Source organism: Modestobacter sp. I12A-02662 (genome assembly GCF_041028325.1).
GTDB lineage: Bacteria > Actinomycetota > Actinomycetes > Mycobacteriales > Geodermatophilaceae > Modestobacter.
Window position 1 is genome coordinate 26,413 of the sequence record NZ_JABGDE010000007.1, and the last position, 19,456, is coordinate 45,868.

Below are 19,456 nucleotides of genomic sequence, written 5' to 3' on the forward strand. Positions count from 1 at the left end.
GCACCGTGCACGTGGGAGTCGCTCGAGAGGTCAAGAACCATGAGTACCGGGTCGCCCTGACGCCGTCCGGGGTCACCGAGCTGGTCGCCGCCGGTCACGAGGTGCTCGTGGAGCACGACGCCGGCGCGGGGTCGTCGATCCCGGACGCGGACTTCGTGGCGGCCGGGGCGCGCATCGTGCCCAGCGCCGACGACGTCTGGGATGCCGCCGACCTGCTGCTGAAGGTCAAGGAGCCGATCGAGGAGGAGTACGCCCGCCTGCGCGCCGGGCAGACCCTGTTCACCTACCTGCACCTCGCCGCCTCGCGCGCCTGCACCGACGCGCTGCTCGCCTCGGGCACCACCGCCGTCGCCTACGAGACGGTGCAGCTCGACGGTGGGGCGCTGCCGCTGCTGGCGCCGATGTCCGAGGTCGCCGGGCGGATGGCCCCGCAGGTCGGCGCGCACACCCTCGAGCGGGCCCAGGGCGGGCGCGGCGTGCTGCTCGGCGGGGTGTCCGGCGTGCACGCGGCGAAGGTCGTCGTCCTCGGCGCCGGGGTGTCGGGGATGGCCGCCGCCACGATCGCGCTGGGCATGCAGGCGCAGGTCACCGTGCTCGACCGGGACCTGGAGAAGCTGCGCGCCGCCGACCGGCTCTACCGCGGGCACCTGCAGACCGTCGCCTCCAACGCGCTGGAGGTGGAGCGGGCGGTGCTGGAGGCCGACCTGGTGATCGGCGCGGTGCTGGTGCCCGGCGCCAAGGCACCCACGCTGGTCAGCAACGACCTGGTGGCGCGGATGAAGCCGGGCACGGTGCTGGTGGACATCGCCGTCGACCAGGGCGGCTGCTTCGAGGCCACCCGTCCCACCACCCACGACGACCCGACGTACGGCGTCCACGACTCGGTCTTCTACTGCGTGGCGAACATGCCCGGCGCGGTGCCGCACACCTCGACCTACGCGCTGACCAACGTCACGCTGCCCTACGTCCTCGCCCTGGCGAACCAGGGGACGGCGGCCGCCGTGGCCGCCGACCCGACGCTGGCCCGCGGGGTCAACGTCGTGGACGGGCACCTGGTGCACGCCAGCGTGGCGGAGGCGCACGGGCTGCCGTGGAAGCAGGTCACGGAGGTGCTGTCCTGACCGCCGTCGTCCCCGCGCCGCGCGCGGCCCCGGGCCCCGCCGTCGAGAGGGTGGTGACCGGGTACCTCGACCACCTCACCGTCGAGCGCGGCCTCGCCGCCAACACCATCGCCTCCTACCGGCGTGACCTCCGCCGGTACGCCGAGTTCCTCGCCGCCACGGGCGTGCGGGGGCTGGGGGAGGTGGGGGAGTCCGACGTCGCGGCGTTCCTCGTCGCGTTGCGGCAGGGGGACGACGACCACCCGCCGCTGTCGGCCACCTCCGCGGCCCGGGCGGTGGTCGCGGTGCGGGGGATGCACCGGTTCGCGCTGCTCGACGGTCTGGTGCCCGACGACGTCGCCGCGGAGGTCCGCCCGCCGGCCCCGGCCCGCCGGCTGCCCAAGGCGATCACCGTCGAGCAGATCGAGACCCTGCTGACCGCCGCCGCGCTGGAGGGGCCGCGCGGGCTGCGGGACCGGGCGTTGCTGGAGCTGCTGTACGGCACCGGGGCGCGCATCTCCGAGGCGGTCGGGCTGGCCGTCGACGACCTGGACCTGGCGTCGGCGGCGGTGCGGCTGGCCGGGAAGGGCGGCAAGGAGCGCGTCGTCCCGGTGGGGAGCTACGCCGTCCGCGCCGTCGAGGACTACCTGGTGCGGGCCCGGCCGGCGCTGGCGGCCAAGGGACGCCCGGGAGCGCGTGGCGGCGCGCTCTTCCTCAACGCCCGCGGCGGGCCGCTGACCCGGCAGAGCGCCTGGTCGATCCTGCGCAGCGCGGCCGAGCGGGCCGGGCTGGACGTCGAGCTGTCCCCGCACACGCTGCGGCACTCCTTCGCCACCCACCTGCTCGACGGCGGCGCCGACGTCCGGGTCGTGCAGGAGCTGCTCGGCCACGCGTCGGTGACGACGACGCAGGTGTACACGCTGGTCACCGTCGAGCGGCTGCGTGAGGTGTACGCCACCAGCCACCCCCGCGCGCTGCGCTGAGACCGCCGCCCAGATCACCTCCCGGGAGGTGGTTCGGTTCGGGGGCGGGACTGCCGAGAAGAACGTCGGGAGAACGGACCGCGGCTTCCCCCCGCCGGACCTGCACGGCTCCCGACGTGCCCACCGACCGGCGGGCACGGGACCGTCGACCGGCAGATGCCGCCGGCCGCACACCTAGGGAAGAGGCGCAGCGATGTCGACACGAGCCGAGGCTGCGGGTTCCGCCATGGCACTCCCGCAGGTCGGGGACCCGGCCCGCGGCGGCGAGATGGGCGCCCCGGCCAGCCGTCTCGACCCTGCCCGGGCCCGTCAGCGCCCGCTGCCCACCCCTCCGCGGCTGGCCACGCACGGCCCGGCGAAGATCATCGCGATGTGCAACCAGAAGGGCGGCGTCGGCAAGACGACGTCGACCATCAACCTGGGTGCGGCGCTGGTGGAGCAGGGGCGCCGCGTGCTGCTGCTCGACCTCGACCCGCAGGGTGCGCTGTCGGTGGGCCTCGGCGTCCCCTCGCAGCACCTGGACCGGACGATCTACAACGCGCTGATGGAGCGCGGCACCTCGCTGGCCGACGTGCGGGTGCAGACCGGCATCGCCGGGCTGGACCTGGTGCCGAGCAACATCGACCTGTCCGCCGCCGAGGTGCAGCTGGTCAGCGAGGTCGCCCGCGAGCAGACCCTGACCCGGATCCTGGCCTCGGTGCGGGACGAGTACGACTACGTGCTCATCGACTGCCAGCCCTCGCTCGGCCTGCTGACCGTGAACGCGCTGACCGCCGCCGACGGCGTGATCATCCCGCTGGAGTGCGAGTTCTTCTCCCTGCGCGGCGTGGCGATGCTCGTGGACACGATCGACAAGGTCAAGGAGCGGCTCAACCCGTCGCTGGAGATCTCCGGGATCCTCGCGACCATGTACGACTCCCGTACGGTGCACTGCCGCGAGGTGTTCAGCCGGGTCGTCGAGGCGTTCGGCGACACCGTCTTCCAGACCGTCATCACCCGCACGGTGCGTTTCCCGGAGACCACGGTCGCCGGTCAGCCGATCACCACGTGGGCCCCGTCGTCGACCGGTGCGGCCGCGTACCGGGACCTGGCCAAGGAGGTCATAGCACTGTGAGCGAGCTCGCGAGCTCACCGATCAACCCAGCACACGGTGTCACGCGTGCGCCGAGCGCCAGCGAGGTGACCGTGTGACACGGCGCCCTGTTCTCCCGGGGGCGAACGAGCTGTTCCGCCGGACCGACAACCCGGCGTCCCAGGAGTCGGCGGTGACCGAGCTGCCCAGCCTGGCCGCCGCCCAGTCGTCGCCGGCCCTGCGCGGCAACAACCCGGCCCCGGTTCCGCCGGTGACCGCGACGTCCGCGCCGGAGCCGGGAGCGCCACCGCTCACGCTGGTGCCGGACGTCGCCGGGGGCGCGTCACGGATCGTCGTCGACGAGCTGGCCGCCCACCGTGCGGCGCTGCCCACGCCCGCGCCGAAGCCGGTCCGGGCGCGCACCGAGAAGGGCCGCACGCGCCACGAGGAGAAGATCACCGTCTACTGCTCGGCCGAGGAGCTGCTGGCCCTGGAGTCGGCGCGGTTGACGCTGCGCGGGCAGCACGGCGTCGTCGCCGACCGCGGCCGGATCGTCCGCGAGGCGATCGCGGTGCTTCTCTCGGACTACGAGCTGCACGGTGAGGACTCCGTCCTCGTGCGCCGCCTCCGCAAGCACTGACGCCCGCTCCTCGGGTCCGGGGCGCTGCGGATCACGTCCCTGGAGTTGCAGGGGTCCCGTCCGCACCGTGCGCGCCCGGGTCCCGTCGGTGCCCGCACCTACCCTCACCTGCGTGACCACGGAGGAGGCGGGCGACGGGCGGTTCACCGTCCGGCTGACCAACTTCGAGGGCCCGTTCGACCTGCTGCTGCAGCTGATCGGGAAGCACAAGCTCGACGTCACCGAGATCGCGCTGTCGAAGGTCACCGACGAGTTCATCGCCCACCTGCGTGCGCTCGGGGACGAGCTGGACCTGGACCAGGCCAGCGAGTTCCTCGTCGTGGCGTCGACGCTGCTCGACCTCAAGGCCGCCCGGCTGCTGCCCGCCGCGGACGTGGAGGACGAGGACGACCTCGCCGTCCTCGAGGCGCGTGACCTGCTGTTCGCCCGGCTGCTGCAGTACCGCGCGTACAAGCAGGCAGCGGCGTTCCTGCGCGGCCGGGAGGCCGACGCCGCGCGGCGCTTCCCGCGGGACGTCGCGCTGGAGCCGCGCTTCGCCGAACTGATCCCGGAGGTCCTGCTCGGGATCTCCCCGGAGCAGTTCGCGACGCTCGCGGCGCAGGCGCTCACCCCGAAGCCGCCGCCGACGGTCAGCGTGTCGCACCTGCACGCGCCGCCGGTCAGCCTCACCGAGCAGCTGGTGCTGGTCCGTAGCCGGCTCGCCGCCCGGGGGACGGCGACGTTCCGCGCGCTGTCGGGCGACTGCGCGCACACGCTGGAGGTGGTCGCCCGGTTCCTCGCGCTGCTGGAGCTGTACCGGCAGCAGCTGGTCACCTTCGACCAGGTGACGCCGCTGGGCGAGCTGCACGTGCGGTGGACCGGTCCGCCGCTGGTCGACGGCCGGCTGCCGGGTGTCGACGAGGACGTGGACGAACGCGTGGAGGAGTACTCGTGAGCGAGCCCGAGGAGCCGCGGTCCTTCTCCTGGGACCAGCTGGCGGCCGAGCTGGCTGCGGCGGAGCTGACGGCCGGCCAGGAGGACGACGAGGTCGCGGCGGAGGGCTGGGACACGGTGGCGGCCCGGCTGGCCGCCGACCTCCGCGCGCCCGCCGCCGCGCCGGCCGAGGATCCCGCCGCGGCGCGCCCGGTTCCCGCGGACCCGGCGGCCACGGAGGAGGCCGCCACCGTCGAGGAGGCGCCGGCCGCGCCGTTGGAGCGCGCCCCGCGGGTGCCGGTGGAGCTGATCGTCGTGCCCGAGCCGGAGGCCCGGGTGGAGGAGGCGGCCGCTCCGGAGGAGCCCGAGCGAGACGAGCTGCCGCTGGACGTCGGGGACCTGCGGGGTGGGCTGGAGGCGCTGCTGTTCGTCGTCGACGCCCCGATCGACGAGGTGTCGCTCGCCGCCGCGCTGCGCTGTCCGGTGCCGCGGGTGCGCCGGGAGCTCGCCGCCCTGGCCGCCGAGTACGACGAGCGCCGGGCCGGCATCACGCTGCGCCGGGTGGGGGAGGGCTGGCGCATCTACACCCGGGAGGACTTCGCGCCGGTGGTGGAGCGCCACCTGCTCGAGGGGCAGCGGAGCCGGTTGACCCAGGCGGCCCTGGAGACGCTGGCGGTCATCGCTTACCGGCAGCCGGTGACCCGGGCCCGGGTGTCGGCGATCCGCGGGGTGGGCGTGGACGCCGTCGTCCGGACGCTGGTCACCCGTGGCCTCATCCGGGAGGCCGGCTCTGATCCGGACACCGGTGGCGGGCTGTACGTGACGACGCCGCTGTTCCTGGAGCGGCTGGGGCTCACCGGCCTCGACGAGCTGCCCCCGCTGGCGCCGTTGCTGCCGGAGACGAGCACCGTCCTCGACGAGCACCCTGACGCTTCACAGCCGAGGTCCAGCCAGGACACGGGGTGCGTCCAGGGGAGTCGTCGATGCTGACAGACGACCGTCGGGAGGCACCGTGCAGACAGCAACGCTCATGGAGGAACCCCTCAGCGCGGACGAGCAGAGCAGGGTCCTCCTCGTCGTCGGTGGGCTGCCCGGCAGCGGCAAGACGACGCTCGTGCGGCGCCTCCTCGCGCAGGAGGTGTCCGGCGTCCGCGGCTACGACTCCGAGCAGGTCACCGAGCGGCTGCGCAGGGCGGGGGTCCGCCTGCCCTACCGCGTCCTGCGGCCGTGCGTGCACGCCTGGCACCGACTGCGGGTCCTCCGGGGCATCCGCGGTGGTACTCCGGTCGTCGTCCTCACCGACCCCTGGACCAGCGCCCGATGGCGCACCACCGTGCAGGAAGCGGCCCGTGACGCGGGCCGCCGGGTCCGGCTGGTGCTGCTCGACGCCTCCCGCGAGCAAGCCGAGCAAGGGCAGGCCGCTCGCGGCCGCGCCCTCTCGGCACGGGCGATGCGCCGGCACGCCGTCCGGTGGGCCTCTGCCCGGCCGAGCCTGGTCGGCACCGAGCACGTCACCACGGTGGACCGGGAAGCAGCCGCTCGGCTCACGCTCGAGGAGCTGATCACGGGCTGAGCCCGATGGCGGGACGGCGTCCCCGGGTGTCCGATGGGGCCTGCCCGTCTCCGCCCGCCGAGGAGTTGCCGTGCCGCGTCGCCGTACGTCCCTGTTCGCGCTGGCCACGCTGGTGGCCGGAGGCATCGCCGCGGCGGGCCCGGCAGCCGCGCAGGAGCCGCTCCCCGAGAAGCGGTCCCTCGCCATCGGCACCGGTGGAGCGGTCGCCACCGTCGACCCCGACGCCACCCGGATCGGCCTGGAGGTGCTCGCCGACGGCGGCAACGCGGCCGACGCCGCGGTGGCCGCGGCCGCCGCGCTGGGGGTCACCGAGCCCTACTCGGCCGGCATCGGCGGCGGCGGGTTCTTCGTCTACCACGACGCCGCGACCGGCACCGTGTCCACGATCGACGGCCGGGAGACCGCGCCGCTCGCGATGGGCGCGGACGCGTTCCTCGACGAGCAGGGCGATCCGCTGCCGTTCCAGGAGGCGGTCCAGAGCGGGCTGTCGGTGGGCACTCCCGGGACCCCGCTCACCTGGGCGCGGGCGCTGGAGCTGTTCGGCACCCTCCCGCTGTCCGAGGCGCTGGCGGGCGCCACCCGGTTGGCCGACGAGGGCTTCGTCGTCGACGAGACCTTCCGCCAGCAGACCGCCGAGAACGAGGAGAAGTTCCGCCGCTTCCCGGCCACCGTGGAGCTGTTCCTCCCCGGCGGCGCCCTGCCCGAGGTGGGCACCCGGCTCCGCAACCCCGACCTCGCGCGCACCTACGAGCTGCTCGCTGCCGAGGGCGTCGAGCCGATGTACTCCGGGGCGCTGGCGGAGGACGTCGTCCGGACGGCGCAGGACCCGACGGAGGCGCCGGGCACCGCCCCGGTCCGGGCGGGCCTGCTCGAGCTCGGCGACCTCGAACGGTACGAGGCACTCGTGCGCGAGCCGACCCGGATCGAGTACCGGGGCCTGGAGGTGTACGGGATGGCGCCGCCGTCCAGCGGCGGCTCGACCGTGGGGGAGGCGCTCAACGTCCTGGAGCGCTTCCCGCTGGCGGACGTGCCCGAGGACGCCGCGCTGCACCACTACCTGGAGGCCAGCGCGCTGGCGTTCGCCGACCGCAACGCCTACGTCGGCGACCCTGCCCACGTCCAGGTCCCGTTGGCCGAGCTGCTGTCCGACGAGTTCGCCGCCGAGCGCGCCTGCGGCATCGCGCCGGACCGCGCCCTGACCAAGCCGCTCCCCGCAGGCGACCCGGACGGCGAGTACGGCCCGTGCCCTGCCGAGGCCGCGGCAACCCCGCCGGCCGGCCAGGAAGGGCCCTCCACGACGCACCTCACCGTCGCCGACGCCGACGGGAACGTCGCCAGCTACACGCTCACCATCGAGCAGACCGGCGGCAGCGGCATCACCGTGCCCGGCCGCGGGTTCCTGCTCAACAACGAGCTGACCGACTTCACCTTCGCACCCGCCGACGTCAGCACGCCCGAGCCGAACCTGCCGGCGCCGGGCAAGCGACCGCGCAGCAGCATGGCGCCGACGATCGTGCTGCAGGACGGCGCCCCGGTGCTGGCCCTCGGCAGCCCCGGCGGGGCGACGATCATCACGACGGTGCTGCAGACGCTGGTCGGTCGGGTCGACCGGGACCTGTCGCTCCTCGACGCGATCGCCGCGCCCCGGGCCAGCCAGCGCAACGCGGCGGCCGGCCAGGCCGAGCCCGGGTTCATCGAGGCGCACGGCCCGCAGCTCACCGCGCTCGGGCACGCGTTCACCCCGACGCCGGAGATCGGGGCGGCCACCGGCATCGAGCTCCTCCCCGGCGGGCTGCTGCTCGCCGCCGCGGAGCCCGAACGGCGCGGCGGTGGCAGCGCCGGGGTGGTGCAGGACGTCCTGGTGGAGGCGGACGGGCTGGCGCCGGACCTCGGGTGACCGGCGGCGCGTTGTCGTTGCCCTCGGCGACACTGCCGGGGTGAACCGGATCGTCCTCGTGCGCCGGAGCCAGGGCGTGGTCGAGGCGGGGGAGCCCGGCGCGCACCCTCCGACGGTCACCCGGCTCGCCGCCGAGGAGCTCGCGGCCTTCGTCCGTGAGCGGGAGCGGTCGCCCGTGCGCTGGGTGTGGGACGACACGACCCGGTGGTATCCCGGGTTGCTGGCGGACGGCGTCCGGGTCGAGCGCTGCACCGACCTCCGGCTCGCCCACGCCGTCCTGCGCCGCTCGCCGTTCGTCGACCAGGCCCTGCTCACCGGCGAGGACACCGCCGGCTGGGACGCGCTGGCGCCGGTGACCGGGACGGACTCCGCGCTCTTCCCCCTCGACGACCCGGCCGACCGGCTCGACCCGGTCGCCGAGCTCGACCGCCAGCAGGCCGCCGTGGCGGCCTCCCGGCACGCCGGACGGCTCGGGCTGCTGCTGGCCGCCGAGTCCTCGGGGGCGCTGGCGGCCGCCGAGATGACCTCCGCCGGGCTGCCCTGGCGGGCCGACGTGCACGAGGCCCTGCTCGCCGAGCTGCTCGGCCCCCGCCCGGTGGCGGGGCAGCGACCGGCGGTGCTCGAGCGGCTGGCCGCCGAGATCCGCACCGCCCTGCGCGCCCCCGACCTGAACCCCGACTCGCCCGGCGCGCTGCTGCGGGCCCTGCAGACCGCCGGGCTGCCGGTGACCGACACCCGCTCGTGGACGCTCGAGCAGCTGGACCACCCCGTCGTCCCGGCGTTGCTGGAGTACAAGAAGCTGGCCCGGCTGATGGCCGCGAACGGCTGGGCCTGGCTCGACACGTGGGCGCGCAGCGGGCGGTTCCGCTCGTGGTTCGTGCCCGGCGGGGTGGTCACCGGGCGCTGGGCGTCGAACGGCGGCGGCGCGCTGTCGGTGCCCACGCAGGTGCGGCCGGCGGCGGTCGCGGACGAGGGCTGGCGGTTCGTCGTGGCCGACGTCGCCCAGCTGGAGCCGCGGGTGCTCGCCGGCATGAGCGGGGACGCGGCGATGGCCGAGGCGGCCCGCTCGACCGACCTCTACCAGGGCATGGTCGCCGGCGGGGCGGTGGCCACCCGGGCCGAGGCCAAGGTCGGGATGCTCGGCGCGATGTACGGCGGCACCCGGGGCGAGAGCGGGCGCATGATGCCGCGGCTGACCCGCCGGTACCCCCGGGCGATCGGGCTGGTGGAGGAGGCCGCCCGCGCGGGCGAGCGGGGCGAGGTGGTGCACACCCTGCTCGGCCGGGGCTCCCCGCGCCCCACCGGCGCGTGGGCGGAGCGCGCGGTCGGGCTCGGCGAGCCGCCCGAGGACGCCGGCCCCCGCGACGAGCTGGACCGGCACCGCCGCGCCTGGGGACGCTTCACCCGCAACTTCGTCGTCCAGGGCACCGGCGCGGAGTGGGCGCTGTGCTGGCTGGCCGACCTCCGCAACCGGCTGTGGCGGCTGCGGGCGGCGGGCCGGGTGGAGGAGCGGCCGCACCTGGTGTTCTTCCTGCACGACGAGGTCGTCGTGCACACCCCCGAGGAGCTCGCCGACGACGTCGCCGCCGAGGTGCGCCGGGCCGCGGCCGAGGCGGGCCGCCTGCTGTTCGGCTCGTTCCCGGTGGACTTCCCGCTCGACGTCGCCGTCGTCCGGTCCTGGGCCGACGCGGACTGACCCGCGTCAGCCGGCCAGCACGTGCGACAGCAGCGGGGACCGCCGCAGCGCGACCGGCCGGCCGGCCCGGCCCGCCGCGTCGAGGTGGTCGCGCAGCAGCTCCAGCGCCGGACCGGACAGACCGGTCACCGAGCCCGCGTCGATGCCGTCGACCGGCACCGGCTCACGCCCGTACCGCCGCAGGAAGGAGTCGACGGCGGCCGCGTCGACCTCCCCGGCCAGGCACAGCACCCGGCCGCCGGCGGTGTTGAGCAGGCGGACGAGCCCGCGCGCCGCCGTCGGCGCGTCGAACGGGGGAGCGGTCACCACCCCAGTGTGCCCGCGGGACCGGCCACCGACCGGGGGACCTGCGGGGCGGAGCCGCGACACGCCCGGGGAAGTACGGAGGCAGGCAGGTGGCCTGGGCAACGGCCGGGAGGGGGAGGATCGGCCGCGTCCGGGCACCATCGCCGCCCAGGGGGACGACGTCATGACGCGCTCCGGCGTGCGCTCCGCCGTCGACGTCTTCGGCGGCACCCCCGCCGTCATCGGGCACCGCGGTCTGGGCCGGGGTGTGGTGTCCGGCCACCGGGAGAACACGCTCGCGTCCTTCGCCGCGGCCGCCGAGCTCGGGCTGCGCTGGGTGGAGGTCGACGTCCGCCGGACGCTGGACGACGTCCTGGTGATCGCGCACGACCCCGTCTACCCCGACGGCAGCTCCGTCTCCGGGCTCACCGCCGCAGCGGCCGACCGGCACGGGGCGCTGCGCCTGAGCTCCCTGTTCGAACGGCTGCCCCCGGGCGTCGGGGTCAACGTGGACCTCAAGTCCCCGATCGACGACAGCCTGCGCCCGCCGTCCCGGACCGCGGCCGGACTGCTCGGACCGGTGGTGGCGGCCGAGGCCACCCGCCGACGGGTGCTGGTCTCGTCGTTCGACCCGGCCGCGCTCCACCGGGTGCGCTCGTCGGCGCCGCGGGTGTCCCTGGCGTGGCTGACCTGGCGGCAGTTCCCGCTGGAGACGGCGGTGGCCGGCTGCGCGCACATGGACGTCGACGTCCTCGCCCTGCACGTCGGGTCGCTGGCCCGGGACCCCCGGGCCCGCAGGGCGGGCGCCGCGTTCGAGACCGCACTCGACGCCGCGGTCGACACGGCCGCCGTCGAGCGGGCCCTGTCGCACCTGCACGACTGCGGCCGGCAGCTGCTCGTGTGGTGCCCCGACGTGGACTCGGCCCGGCTGCTGGTCGAGGCGGGCGCCGACGCGGTGGTCGTCGACTCGGTTCCCGGCGCGCTCGCCGTCCTCTCCTCGACCTGAGCGACCGCCACGCTGGGTACCAGACCGACAGCGGGCGTGCGTCCTGCCCCCTCTATCGTTGAGCCGGATGAACGCGGACGCCGCTCCTGCCGATGCCCAGGCCGTGGCCGGAGCACCGCCGCAGGCACCGCTGCCCGGCAGCTTCTACGAGGCGCTGTTCGCGCACGCCCTCGACGGCGTCCTGGTGGGCTGGCCCGACGGGCGGGTGTTGCGGGCCAACGCGCGCGCCTGCCAGCTGCTCGGCCGGTCCGAGGACGAGCTGGTCCGGCTCGGCCGGAGCGGCATCGCCGACCCGTCCGACCCGCGGTGGGCCGCGGCCGTGGAGACCCGAGCACGCACCGGCGCCTTCCGCGGCCTCCTCCGGATGCAGCGGGGGGACGGGTCCGCCTTCCCGGCCGAGGTCACCAGCGCCGCCTACCTCGAGGGCGGCACCCCCCGCGCGTACGTCAGCTTCCGGGACCTGAGCGCCGAGGAGGCGGAGGCGGTCCGGACCGTGGACGACCGGCGGGCCGCGGCCGAGGTGGTCGACAGCCTCGAGGCGATCAGCGACATGTACATCGGCGTCGACGCCGACTGGACGATCACCTACATCAACGGCCAGGCCGAGCGTCGGCTCGGCGTGACCCGGCAGCAGGTCCTCGGCGGCGACCTGTGGCAGGCCTTCCCGACCCTGCTCGGCTCGCCGTTCGAGGAGGCCCACCGGCGCGCGGCGGCCACCGGCCGCCCCACGACGGTGGAGGCGCACTACGCGGCGGCCGACCTGTGGTGCGAGGTGCGCGCCTACCCGCTGCGCCGGGGCGGCATCGGCATCTACTTCCGGGACGTCGCCCGGCGGCGGGAGGCGGAGCAGGAACGTGAGGGCCTGCTCGCCGCGGAGCGCGCCGCGCGGGCCGAGGCCGAGCAGGCCCAGCAGGAGCTGGCGCACCAGGCCACCCACGACGAGGTGACCGGGCTGCTGAACCGGACCGGGCTCCTGCAGCAGGTCGACCGGCTGCTGGCGGCCCGTCCGGGGGACCGCCTGACGGTCATGTTCATCGACCTGGACCGGTTCAAGCTGGTCAACGACAGCTTCGGTCACGGCACCGGCGACCGGCTGCTGGCCGTGTTCGCCAACCGCCTGCGGGACCTCGCCGAGCCGGCGCACCTGGTGGCCCGGTTCGGCGGCGACGAGTTCGTGGTGGCCATGGTGGGCGTGTCCGCGGAGGAGGCCGGGGCGCTGGGCGAGCAGGTGATCGCGGCCAGCCGGGAGACGGTCGAGGTGGGTCCGCAGCTGCTGGTCACCGCCAGCATCGGGCTCGCCACGGCGCTGGACGGCGCGGACCTGGACAGCCTGCTGCGGGACGCCGACGCCGCCCTGTACCGCGCCAAGGACGCCGGCCGGGAGCAGCTCGCCTGGTTCGACGAGGACATGCACGCTCAGTCGGTGCGCCGCGTGGAGACCGAGCGCGACCTCCGCGACGCCCTGTTCCGGCAAGAACTGGTGGTGGACTACCAGCCCGCCTACGACCTGCGCGGCGGCGCGGCCACGCACGTGGAGGCCCTGGTGCGCTGGCGGCACCCGGTCCGCGGCCTGCTCCCGCCGCAGGAGTTCATCCCGGTGGCGGAGGAGTCCGGGCTGATCCACCGGGTGGGGGAGTGGGTCCTGGCGCGCGCCGTCGAGCAGGCCGCGTGCTGGGCGGACGTGCCGGGCCTGCGGGTGTGGGTCAACGTCTCCCCGCAGCAGCTCGCGGTCTCGGGTCTCGCGGAGCTGCTGGCCGCCCGCCTGGCCCGGGCCGGCCTGCCGGCGGAGCGGCTGGGCATCGAGGTCACCGAGTCGACCCTGGCTGACGCGTCCCGGCTCATCCGGACGCTGCAGGAGGTCCGGGCGATGGGGGTGGCCGTGGCGATCGACGACTTCGGCACCGGGTACAGCTCGCTGGCCCGGCTCACCGCCTGCCCGATCGACGTGATCAAGATCGACCGGTCGTTCGTCGCCGACCTCGGCACGGCCCGCGGTGGCGCGGTGCTCTCCGGCATCGTGACGCTGGCCCACGCGATCGGTGCGCACGTCATCGCGGAGGGGGTGGAGGCCCCTGAGCAGCTGAGCGCCCTCCGGGCCCTGGGCGTCGACTCGGCCAGCGGGTTCCTGCTCGCCCCGCCCGCGCCGCCGGCCCAGGTGCCCCTGACGCTGGCACCCGGGGACGCCGGCGGCTGATCCGCGCGGGCTCTCAGTGGGTTCTCAGTGCCTCCCGCTGGACTGTCGCCGTCCACGACGGAGACCGACAGCACGGAGCCGTGCCCCATGACCGCCCTGCAGTTCCGCACCGCCACCTCCTCGGCCGCGCTCGCCGCCGAGCTCGCCGCGACGACCCGCGGCCCCGTCCTGACCCCCGGGGACGACGGGTACGCCGCGGCCCTGGCCACCTTCAACCTCGCCACCCAGCACCGCCCCGAGCTGGTGCTCGTCGCGGCGGACGCGGCCGACGTCGCAGTCGCCGTCCGGGTGGCCGCCCGGACCGGCCGGCGGGTCGCCGTCCAGGCGACCGGCCACGGCGCCGCCGCGGCCGGGCCCGGGACGATCCTCGTCTCCACCCGCGAGCTCACCGACCTCTCGATCGACGCCGACCGGCGCACCGCGACCCTCGGCGCCGGCGTCCGCTGGCAGCAGGTCCTCGACGCGGCGGCGCCGCACGGGCTGGCCGCGCCGGCCGGGTCCTCGCCCGGTGTCGGCGCCGTCGGGTACACCCTCGGCGGAGGACTGAGCCCGGTGGGCCGCACCGTCGGCTTCGCCGCCGACCACGTGCGCTCGTTCGAGGTGGTCAGCGCCGCCGGGGAGCTGCTGCACGTCGACGCCGGCTCCCACCCCGACCTGTTCTGGGCGCTGCGCGGCGGGGGCGCGGCGTTCGGCCTCGTGACCGCCATGACCATCGACCTGTTCCCGGTCCGCACGCTGTACGCCGGTGGGCTGTTCTACTCCGCCGAGGTGGCCCGCACGGTGGTGCACCGCTGGCGGGACTGGACCCGCGGCCTGCCGGAGACGGTGAGCACCTCCATCGCCCGGCTGGAGCTCCCGCCGGCCCCGGAGCTCCCCGAGCCGCTGCGGGGCCGCTCGGTCGTCCACGTCCGGTTCGCCTTCGTCGGCGACGCCGCGGAGGGCGCCGGGCTCCTCGCGCCGATCCGGGCCGCGGCCACCCCGCTGCTGGACACCGTCGGGGAGCTGCCGTTCGCCGCCCTCGGTGCGGTGCACGCCGACCCGGTCGACCCGCTGCCGGCGATGGAGCGCGGCTCGCTGCTGGCCGACCTGCCGCCGGCCGCGGTCGAGGCGTTCGTCGACGTCACCTCCCCGGCCACCGGGCTGCCGATCATGGTCGCCGAGCTCCGGTTGCTGGGCGGGGCGCTGCGCCGCCCGCCGGCCGTGGCCAACGCGGTCGGGGGCCGGTCCGCCGCCTACTCGCTGCTGGCGGTCGGCGTGCCGGTGCCGCCGATCGCCGCGCTGGTGCCCGAGGCGCTGGAGACCGTCGTCGCCCGGCTGGCGCCGTGGTCGACCGGTGGGGCGCTGGTGAACTTCGCCGGCGGCACCGACCGGGTGGCCGTGGAGCGGGTCCGGCAGGCCTTCGGTGCGGAGACCTGGGAGCGCCTGGTGGCGCTGCGGGCCGCGACCGACCCGGACGGCGTGCTCTCGCCGGCGGCCCGGTGGTCGGTGGACGCCGAGCCGGTCGTGGTGCTCACCGACCCGGAGCAGGCCGGCCGGCAGCCGGTCGGCCCACCAGCTCCCCGAGCAGGGAGCTGACCTCGGCCCGCGACAGCCGGCGCCCGTCCGCGCAGTGTCGCTGGAACTCCTCGGGGGGCAGGGCCGCGGTGATCGCGGCCGCCTCCCGGGGGCCGTCGACCGGGTCCATCCGGGCCGGGTCGAAGCCCACCCTGTCCCCGTGGGCACCGGCGGCCCCGGCGAGGAGCGCGGCCTCCCGGCCGCGGCCGGCGAGCGCGAGGGCGCAGGCGGTGGTGTGCAGCAGCACCAGCCAGGACGTGACGTCGCCCTCGGCGTCCAGCGGGCCCCGCATGTGGGCGCCGGCCGCCACGGCCTCGGCCAGGTCACCGGTGTCGATCGCGGCCTTCATCAGCGCCCAGGTCGTGGAGATGGCGCCCCAGGCGTGGCCGGCCTCCTCGGCGACGGCGACCGCCTCGCGCAGCACCGGCAGCGCGCCGCCGACGCCCGTCGAGCGGCGCGCCATGCCGAGGATCATCAGCGCCTCCGCCTCGATCCAGCGTTCGCCGCAGGCCCGGGCGGACGCCACCGCCTGCTCCGCGCGGGCGACCACCTCGGCCGGCTCCCCGCCGAAGCTGACCAGGTGGGCGGTCCACGCCGCGACGTGGGCGGCGAGCGCGGGGTCACCGCTCGCGGCGGCCAGCCGCCCGGCCAGGGGCATGACCTCCCGGGCGGTGCCCAGGTCGGCGGCGAGGTAGCTGAGGCTGCCCAGCCCGGCCATCGCCCGGGCCCGGCGGGCGGCCGCCGTCCGGTCGCCCGGGGGCGCGTCGCCGGCGGTGATGAGCGCGGTGCGGGTGGCGACCAGGCCCTCGGCGATGTCCCCGGCGCGGTACCAGGACCAGGCCAGCGCGCCGCACAGGTCGAGCAGGTACTCGCCGTCCCCGGCCTCCGCGGCCGACGCCAGCGCGGTGCGCTGGTCGGGCCGGCCCCGGCGGAGCTCCTCCAGTGCCCGGGCCGCCTCGGGGCCCCGGGCCCGGCGCGCCGCCGAGGTGCACCACTGCAGCACGTGCCTCCGGTGCCGCAGCCGGGTCTCCGCCAGCTCGTCGCGCCCGCTGTGGGTGGTGGCGAAGGAGCGCAGCGTCTCCAGCAGCCGGTAGCGCCGCGGCCCCGGTCCGGGCACCGTCGTCACCAGGGAACGGCGGACCAGGCTGCCGACCAGCTCCACCACCGCGGAGCCGGGGACCGGGACCGCGGCGACGGCGGCGGCGCCCGGCAGGTCGAACCCGTCGGGGAAGACGGCCAGCCGGCGGAACAGCTCGGCCTCGCGCGCGTCCAGCGAGCGGTAGCTCCACTCCACGGTGTCCTCGAGCCCGCGCTGGTGGGCCGGCGCGCCACGCCGGCCGCGCAGCAGGGTGAACCGGTCCGCGAGCCCCTCGGCGAGCTGGTCCACCGACAGCACGCGGACCCGGGCCGCGGCGAGCTCCAGCGCCAGCGGCAGCCCGTCGAGCTCGGTGGCGATCCGCCGGACGACCTCCAGCTCGCCCGGCCCCGGGTGCCAGTCGGGGGCGGCCGCGTGCGCGCGGCGGGTGAACAGCTCGACCGCGTCGCCGGCCGGGTCGAGCGGCGGCACGTCGACCGTCGTCTCGCCGTCCACGTCCAGCACCTCCCGGCTGGTGACCAGCACGGTCAGCGCCGGGCAGCGCGGCAGCACCGTGGCGACCAGGGCGGCGACCGCGTCGACGAGGTGCTCGGCGTTGTCCAGCACGAGCAGCCCCGGCCGGGTGCCGAGCACGGCCGCCAACCGGTCCGCGTCCGGGATGCCGGGCAACCCGAGGGCGTCGGCGACCGTGGCGGCGAGCAGCGCCGGGTCCGAGAGCGCGGCCAGCTCCACGAACCAGGGGCCCTCGTCGTCCTGCCGCCGGCGGGCGACCTCCACGGCGAGCCGGGTCTTGCCGACCCCGCCGGGGCCGGTGAGGGTCAGCAGGCGGTTCGCGCGCAGGGCGGCGCCGACCTGCCCGACCAGGTGCTCGCGGCCGACCAGGTCGGTGAGCGGGGTGGGCAGCCGGGACGGCGGGCCGGGCGATCGCGGCGTGGACGCCGGCACCGCGGCCTGGCTGCGCACGGTCTCCTCGACCGCCACCAGGCCGGGCCCGGGGTCCAGGCCCAGCTCCTCGGCCAGCACGCCGCGCACGGTCCGCAGCGCGGCCAGCGCATCGGACTGCCGGCCGCTCCGGTAGAGCGCGAGCGCCAGCAGCTCCCAGCCCCGCTCGCGCAGCGGGTGCCGGGCGGTGTGCTCCTGGGCGCGGCCGACCACCTCCGCGTGCCGGCCGGTGCGCAGCAGCGCGTCGAGCAGCTCCTCGGTGGCGGCGAGCCGCAGGTCCTCCAGCCGGGCCACGTCCGGGACCAGCGCCGGCAGGTGACCCACGTCGGCGTAGGCCGGCCCGCGCCACAGCTCCAGCGCCCCGGTGAGCAGCCGGGCCGCCGTGGCGGGGTCGCCGGCGGCGAGGGCGGCGCAGCCCCGGCTGCTCAGCTGATCGAAGCGGGTCGCGTCGACCGAGCCCGGCGGCACCTGCAGCGCGTAGCCGGGCCCGCGGCGGACCAGCACCTGGGGCGGGTCGCCGCGGCGGCGGCCCGGTTCAAGAGCAGCGCGCAGCTGGGAGACGTAGTAGTGCAGGGTCGCGACGCCGGGCGGGTCGTCGTCCGGCCAGACGTCGGCGCGCAGCTGGTCGGCCGGGACCATCCGCGGGCCCGCGGCGATCAGGCAGGCGAGGACGGCGCGCTGCTTGGGTCCGCGCAGGTCGACGGGGGCGCCGTCCAGGGTGGCCGTGACCGGGCCGAGCACGTGCAGGTCGAGCGCCAATCGATCTCCCTCGCCGCGTGCCCGGTCAGCGGGGAACCCTGTCGCCTCCCCGACCGCCCGGTCAAGGACTTCGGGCGCCGCCCCGTGCTGAGCGACGCCACGGTGCGAGCGAGCGGTGCTCGGCAGATAGCAGAGCGTGACGGAAGGCCGCTCCCGGAACCGGATCGGTCACCGCCGTGGCCTCCGGTCGGCGCCGCGGGGCCGGTCCGTCGGGAGAGTGCGGTCATCCCCCGCGACTGGCGGGGGGCAGGGGGAGGACAGGGGAGATGGCCGATCGGATTCCCACGTACGTCTACGCCGGTGATCCCATCTCGCAGGCCGGGGTGGTCAGCCAGCTCCGCCCGCGGTCCGAGGTCCGCATCGTCGAGGAGACCGACCTGGACCGGGCCCGCGTGGCCGTGATCGTCGCCGACGTGGTGGACGCCGAGAGCCGACGGGTGCTGCGCGCGGTGCAGCGGGGCGGCGTCCCGCGGACCGTCCTGGTCGCCGGGACGCTGGACGACGCCGCGGTCGCGGCCGCGGCGCGGGCCGGCGTCTCGGGCCTGCTCCGGCGGACCGAGGCGACCGCGGAGGCGCTGGTGCGGGTGGTCGTCCGGGCGGCCGCGGGGCGGGGCGAGGTCCCGGGCGGCCTGCCCGCCGCCCCGGCCGACCGGGTGCACCGCCGGGTCCTCCCGCCCCCGGGCCTCGCCCTCCGCGGGCTGTCCGACCGGGAGACGCAGGTGCTGCGGCTGGTCGCCGACGGCCACGACACCGCCGAGATCGCCGCGGTGCTGTGCTACAGCGAGCGCACGGTCAAGAACGTCCTGCACGCCGTCACCAGCCGGCTGCAGCTGCGCAACCGCTCGCACGCGGTGGCCTACGCGCTGCGCGAGGGGCTGATCTGACGGGACCGCCTACCGGGGGGCGGTCCGCACGATGCCCCGCCGCTGGGCGACGAGCACCGCGGTGAGCCGGTCGCTGACGCCGAGCTTCCGGTAGATGTTGCCGGTGTGCTTGCCCACCGTCCGGACCGAGCAGCCGAGCCGGTGGGCGACGGCGGCGGCGGTGAGGCCCTCGGCCAGGCACAGCAGCACGCTCACCTCGCGCCCGGTGAGACCGGCCTCGCGGGCGCCGGCCTCCCGGGTGCCCGGCCGGCCGTCGTCGTCCCCCCGCCACCGGCCCATCACCCGCACGTGCCGGTCCATGGCCCGCAGCAGCGGTTGGACCGCCGCGGCGAGGGCCAGCTCCCGGTCGTCGTAGTCCCGGCCGGGCCGGGAGAAGGCGAACGCGCACACCTCGGTCGGACCCCCGCGCAGCGGGAGGCTGATCATCTGGTCCCAGCCGCGCAGGTCCGCGAGGAACGCCCGCGCCGGGGAGCGGTGCCAGCTCTTCCAGCCGCCGGCCGAGGTCTGGGCCGTGGCCGGCGTGAGGTCGCCCGCCGCGTTCGCGACCATCAGCGGGTGCTCGAAGCGCATCGCGTGGGTCGCCCCGATCAGCAGGGGGACGTCCGCCGGGCTGAAACCGCAGGACCGGATGTCGGTTCGACCGGTCCGCCACGTCGTCCGCTGCAGGACCGCTCCGGGGGAGTCCAGCCGCGGGCAGAGGAACGAGAAGACCGCCTCGGCGGGCAGCTGCGGGCCGTCCAGCCGGTCGAGCACGTCGATCGTGAAGTCGGTGATCTCCTGGACGGTCGACTCCATCGCGAGCCTCCGATGACACCTGCGCCGGCGCGGGCCCCGGGTCGAGCGCCGGGCGTGGGGTCCGGCTG

16 protein-coding genes are annotated in these 19,456 nt (G+C 76.4%); 13 read left to right on the forward strand and 3 right to left on the reverse strand.

Annotated elements, in window-relative coordinates; translation table 11 throughout:
* Positions 1-5 precede the first annotated feature (5 nt).
* The 9 genes from ald to HL189_RS11480 all read left to right on the forward strand — a co-directional run bounded on the left by ald (position 6) and on the right by HL189_RS11480 (position 9,873).
* On the forward strand, positions 6-1,121 hold the full coding sequence (gene ald / locus HL189_RS11440) for an alanine dehydrogenase (protein ID WP_369133820.1): 1,116 nt from the start codon (positions 6-8) through the stop codon (positions 1,119-1,121).
* A gap of 53 nt (positions 1,122-1,174) precedes the next feature.
* The gene (gene xerD / locus HL189_RS11445) at positions 1,175-2,083 is read left to right on the forward strand and encodes a site-specific tyrosine recombinase XerD (RefSeq protein WP_369133821.1); all 909 of its coding nucleotides are present in this window, start codon (positions 1,175-1,177) and stop codon (positions 2,081-2,083) included.
* A 226-nt stretch (positions 2,084-2,309) separates the two neighbouring features.
* Positions 2,310-3,197 (forward strand): ParA family protein, encoded by an 888-nt coding sequence (locus HL189_RS11450; protein ID WP_369133822.1) that lies wholly within the window; start codon positions 2,310-2,312, stop codon positions 3,195-3,197.
* A gap of 151 nt (positions 3,198-3,348) precedes the next feature.
* Entirely contained in the window at positions 3,349-3,795 is a 447-nt protein-coding gene (locus HL189_RS11455; protein WP_369133823.1) for a hypothetical protein, read from the forward strand.
* Positions 3,796-3,907: 112 nt separating this feature from the next.
* Positions 3,908-4,729, forward strand: a complete 822-nt coding sequence (locus tag HL189_RS11460; protein WP_369133824.1) for a ScpA family protein — start codon at positions 3,908-3,910, stop codon at positions 4,727-4,729.
* The gene (gene scpB / locus HL189_RS11465) at positions 4,726-5,697 is read left to right on the forward strand and encodes an SMC-Scp complex subunit ScpB (RefSeq protein ID WP_369133825.1); all 972 of its coding nucleotides are present in this window, start codon (positions 4,726-4,728) and stop codon (positions 5,695-5,697) included. The genes HL189_RS11460 and scpB overlap by 4 nt, the downstream gene beginning before the upstream one ends.
* A gap of 40 nt (positions 5,698-5,737) precedes the next feature.
* On the forward strand, positions 5,738-6,280 hold the full coding sequence (locus HL189_RS11470) for an AAA family ATPase (protein WP_369133826.1): 543 nt from the start codon (positions 5,738-5,740) through the stop codon (positions 6,278-6,280).
* Positions 6,281-6,350: 70 nt separating this feature from the next.
* A complete protein-coding gene (gene ggt, locus HL189_RS11475; protein ID WP_369133827.1) occupies positions 6,351-8,177 on the forward strand; it encodes a gamma-glutamyltransferase in 1,827 nt (608 codons plus the stop codon).
* 40 nt (positions 8,178-8,217) lie between these two features.
* Positions 8,218-9,873, forward strand: a complete 1,656-nt coding sequence (locus HL189_RS11480) for a bifunctional 3'-5' exonuclease/DNA polymerase (RefSeq protein ID WP_369133828.1) — start codon at positions 8,218-8,220, stop codon at positions 9,871-9,873.
* Between the two features lie 6 nt (positions 9,874-9,879).
* Here the strand turns inward: HL189_RS11480 and HL189_RS11485 are convergent, their stop codons facing one another.
* A complete protein-coding gene (locus HL189_RS11485; RefSeq protein WP_369133829.1) occupies positions 9,880-10,179 on the reverse strand; it encodes a hypothetical protein in 300 nt (99 codons plus the stop codon).
* Between the two features lie 163 nt (positions 10,180-10,342).
* On the opposite strand from HL189_RS11485, the gene HL189_RS11490 reads away from it, so the two are divergent.
* The 3 genes from HL189_RS11490 (at position 10,343) to HL189_RS11500 (ending at position 14,933) form a co-directional block, all read left to right on the forward strand.
* Positions 10,343-11,164 carry a glycerophosphodiester phosphodiesterase gene (locus HL189_RS11490; protein ID WP_369133830.1) on the forward strand — a complete coding sequence of 274 codons (822 nt, stop codon included), beginning with the start codon at positions 10,343-10,345 and terminating at the stop codon, positions 11,162-11,164.
* 67 nt (positions 11,165-11,231) lie between these two features.
* The gene (locus tag HL189_RS11495) at positions 11,232-13,358 is read left to right on the forward strand and encodes an EAL domain-containing protein (protein WP_369133831.1); all 2,127 of its coding nucleotides are present in this window, start codon (positions 11,232-11,234) and stop codon (positions 13,356-13,358) included.
* A gap of 87 nt (positions 13,359-13,445) precedes the next feature.
* Positions 13,446-14,933 carry an FAD-binding oxidoreductase gene (locus tag HL189_RS11500; protein ID WP_369133832.1) on the forward strand — a complete coding sequence of 496 codons (1,488 nt, stop codon included), beginning with the start codon at positions 13,446-13,448 and terminating at the stop codon, positions 14,931-14,933.
* Here the strand turns inward: HL189_RS11500 and HL189_RS11505 are convergent.
* On the reverse strand, positions 14,869-17,709 hold the full coding sequence (locus HL189_RS11505; protein ID WP_369133833.1) for a BTAD domain-containing putative transcriptional regulator: 2,841 nt from the start codon (positions 17,707-17,709) through the stop codon (positions 14,869-14,871). The two genes, HL189_RS11500 and HL189_RS11505, sit on opposite strands and share 65 nt — an antisense overlap.
* A 266-nt stretch (positions 17,710-17,975) precedes the next feature.
* On the opposite strand from HL189_RS11505, the gene HL189_RS11510 reads away from it, so the two are divergent.
* Positions 17,976-18,593, forward strand: a complete 618-nt coding sequence (locus HL189_RS11510; RefSeq protein ID WP_369133834.1) for a response regulator transcription factor — start codon at positions 17,976-17,978, stop codon at positions 18,591-18,593.
* A gap of 9 nt (positions 18,594-18,602) precedes the next feature.
* On the opposite strand, the gene HL189_RS11515 is transcribed toward HL189_RS11510, so the two are convergent.
* Positions 18,603-19,388 carry a response regulator transcription factor gene (locus tag HL189_RS11515; RefSeq protein WP_369133835.1) on the reverse strand — a complete coding sequence of 262 codons (786 nt, stop codon included), beginning with the start codon at positions 19,386-19,388 and terminating at the stop codon, positions 18,603-18,605.
* Positions 19,389-19,456: the final 68 nt, after the last annotated feature.

Excerpts from the sequence above, each read along its gene's own strand:
- HL189_RS11500 (WP_369133832.1), top strand. The coding sequence starts at position 13,446 with ATGACCGCCCTGCAGTTCCGCACCGCCACCTCCTCGGCCGCGCTCGCC.
- HL189_RS11490 (WP_369133830.1), top strand. The coding sequence starts at position 10,343 with ATGACGCGCTCCGGCGTGCGCTCCGCCGTCGACGTCTTCGGCGGCACC.
- HL189_RS11510 (WP_369133834.1), top strand. The coding sequence starts at position 17,976 with ATGGCCGATCGGATTCCCACGTACGTCTACGCCGGTGATCCCATCTCG.
- HL189_RS11450 (WP_369133822.1), top strand. The coding sequence starts at position 2,310 with ATGGCACTCCCGCAGGTCGGGGACCCGGCCCGCGGCGGCGAGATGGGC.
- HL189_RS11515 (WP_369133835.1), bottom strand. The coding sequence starts at position 19,388 with ATGGAGTCGACCGTCCAGGAGATCACCGACTTCACGATCGACGTGCTC.
- HL189_RS11495 (WP_369133831.1), top strand. The coding sequence starts at position 11,232 with ATGAACGCGGACGCCGCTCCTGCCGATGCCCAGGCCGTGGCCGGAGCA.
- HL189_RS11470 (WP_369133826.1), top strand. The coding sequence starts at position 5,738 with ATGGAGGAACCCCTCAGCGCGGACGAGCAGAGCAGGGTCCTCCTCGTC.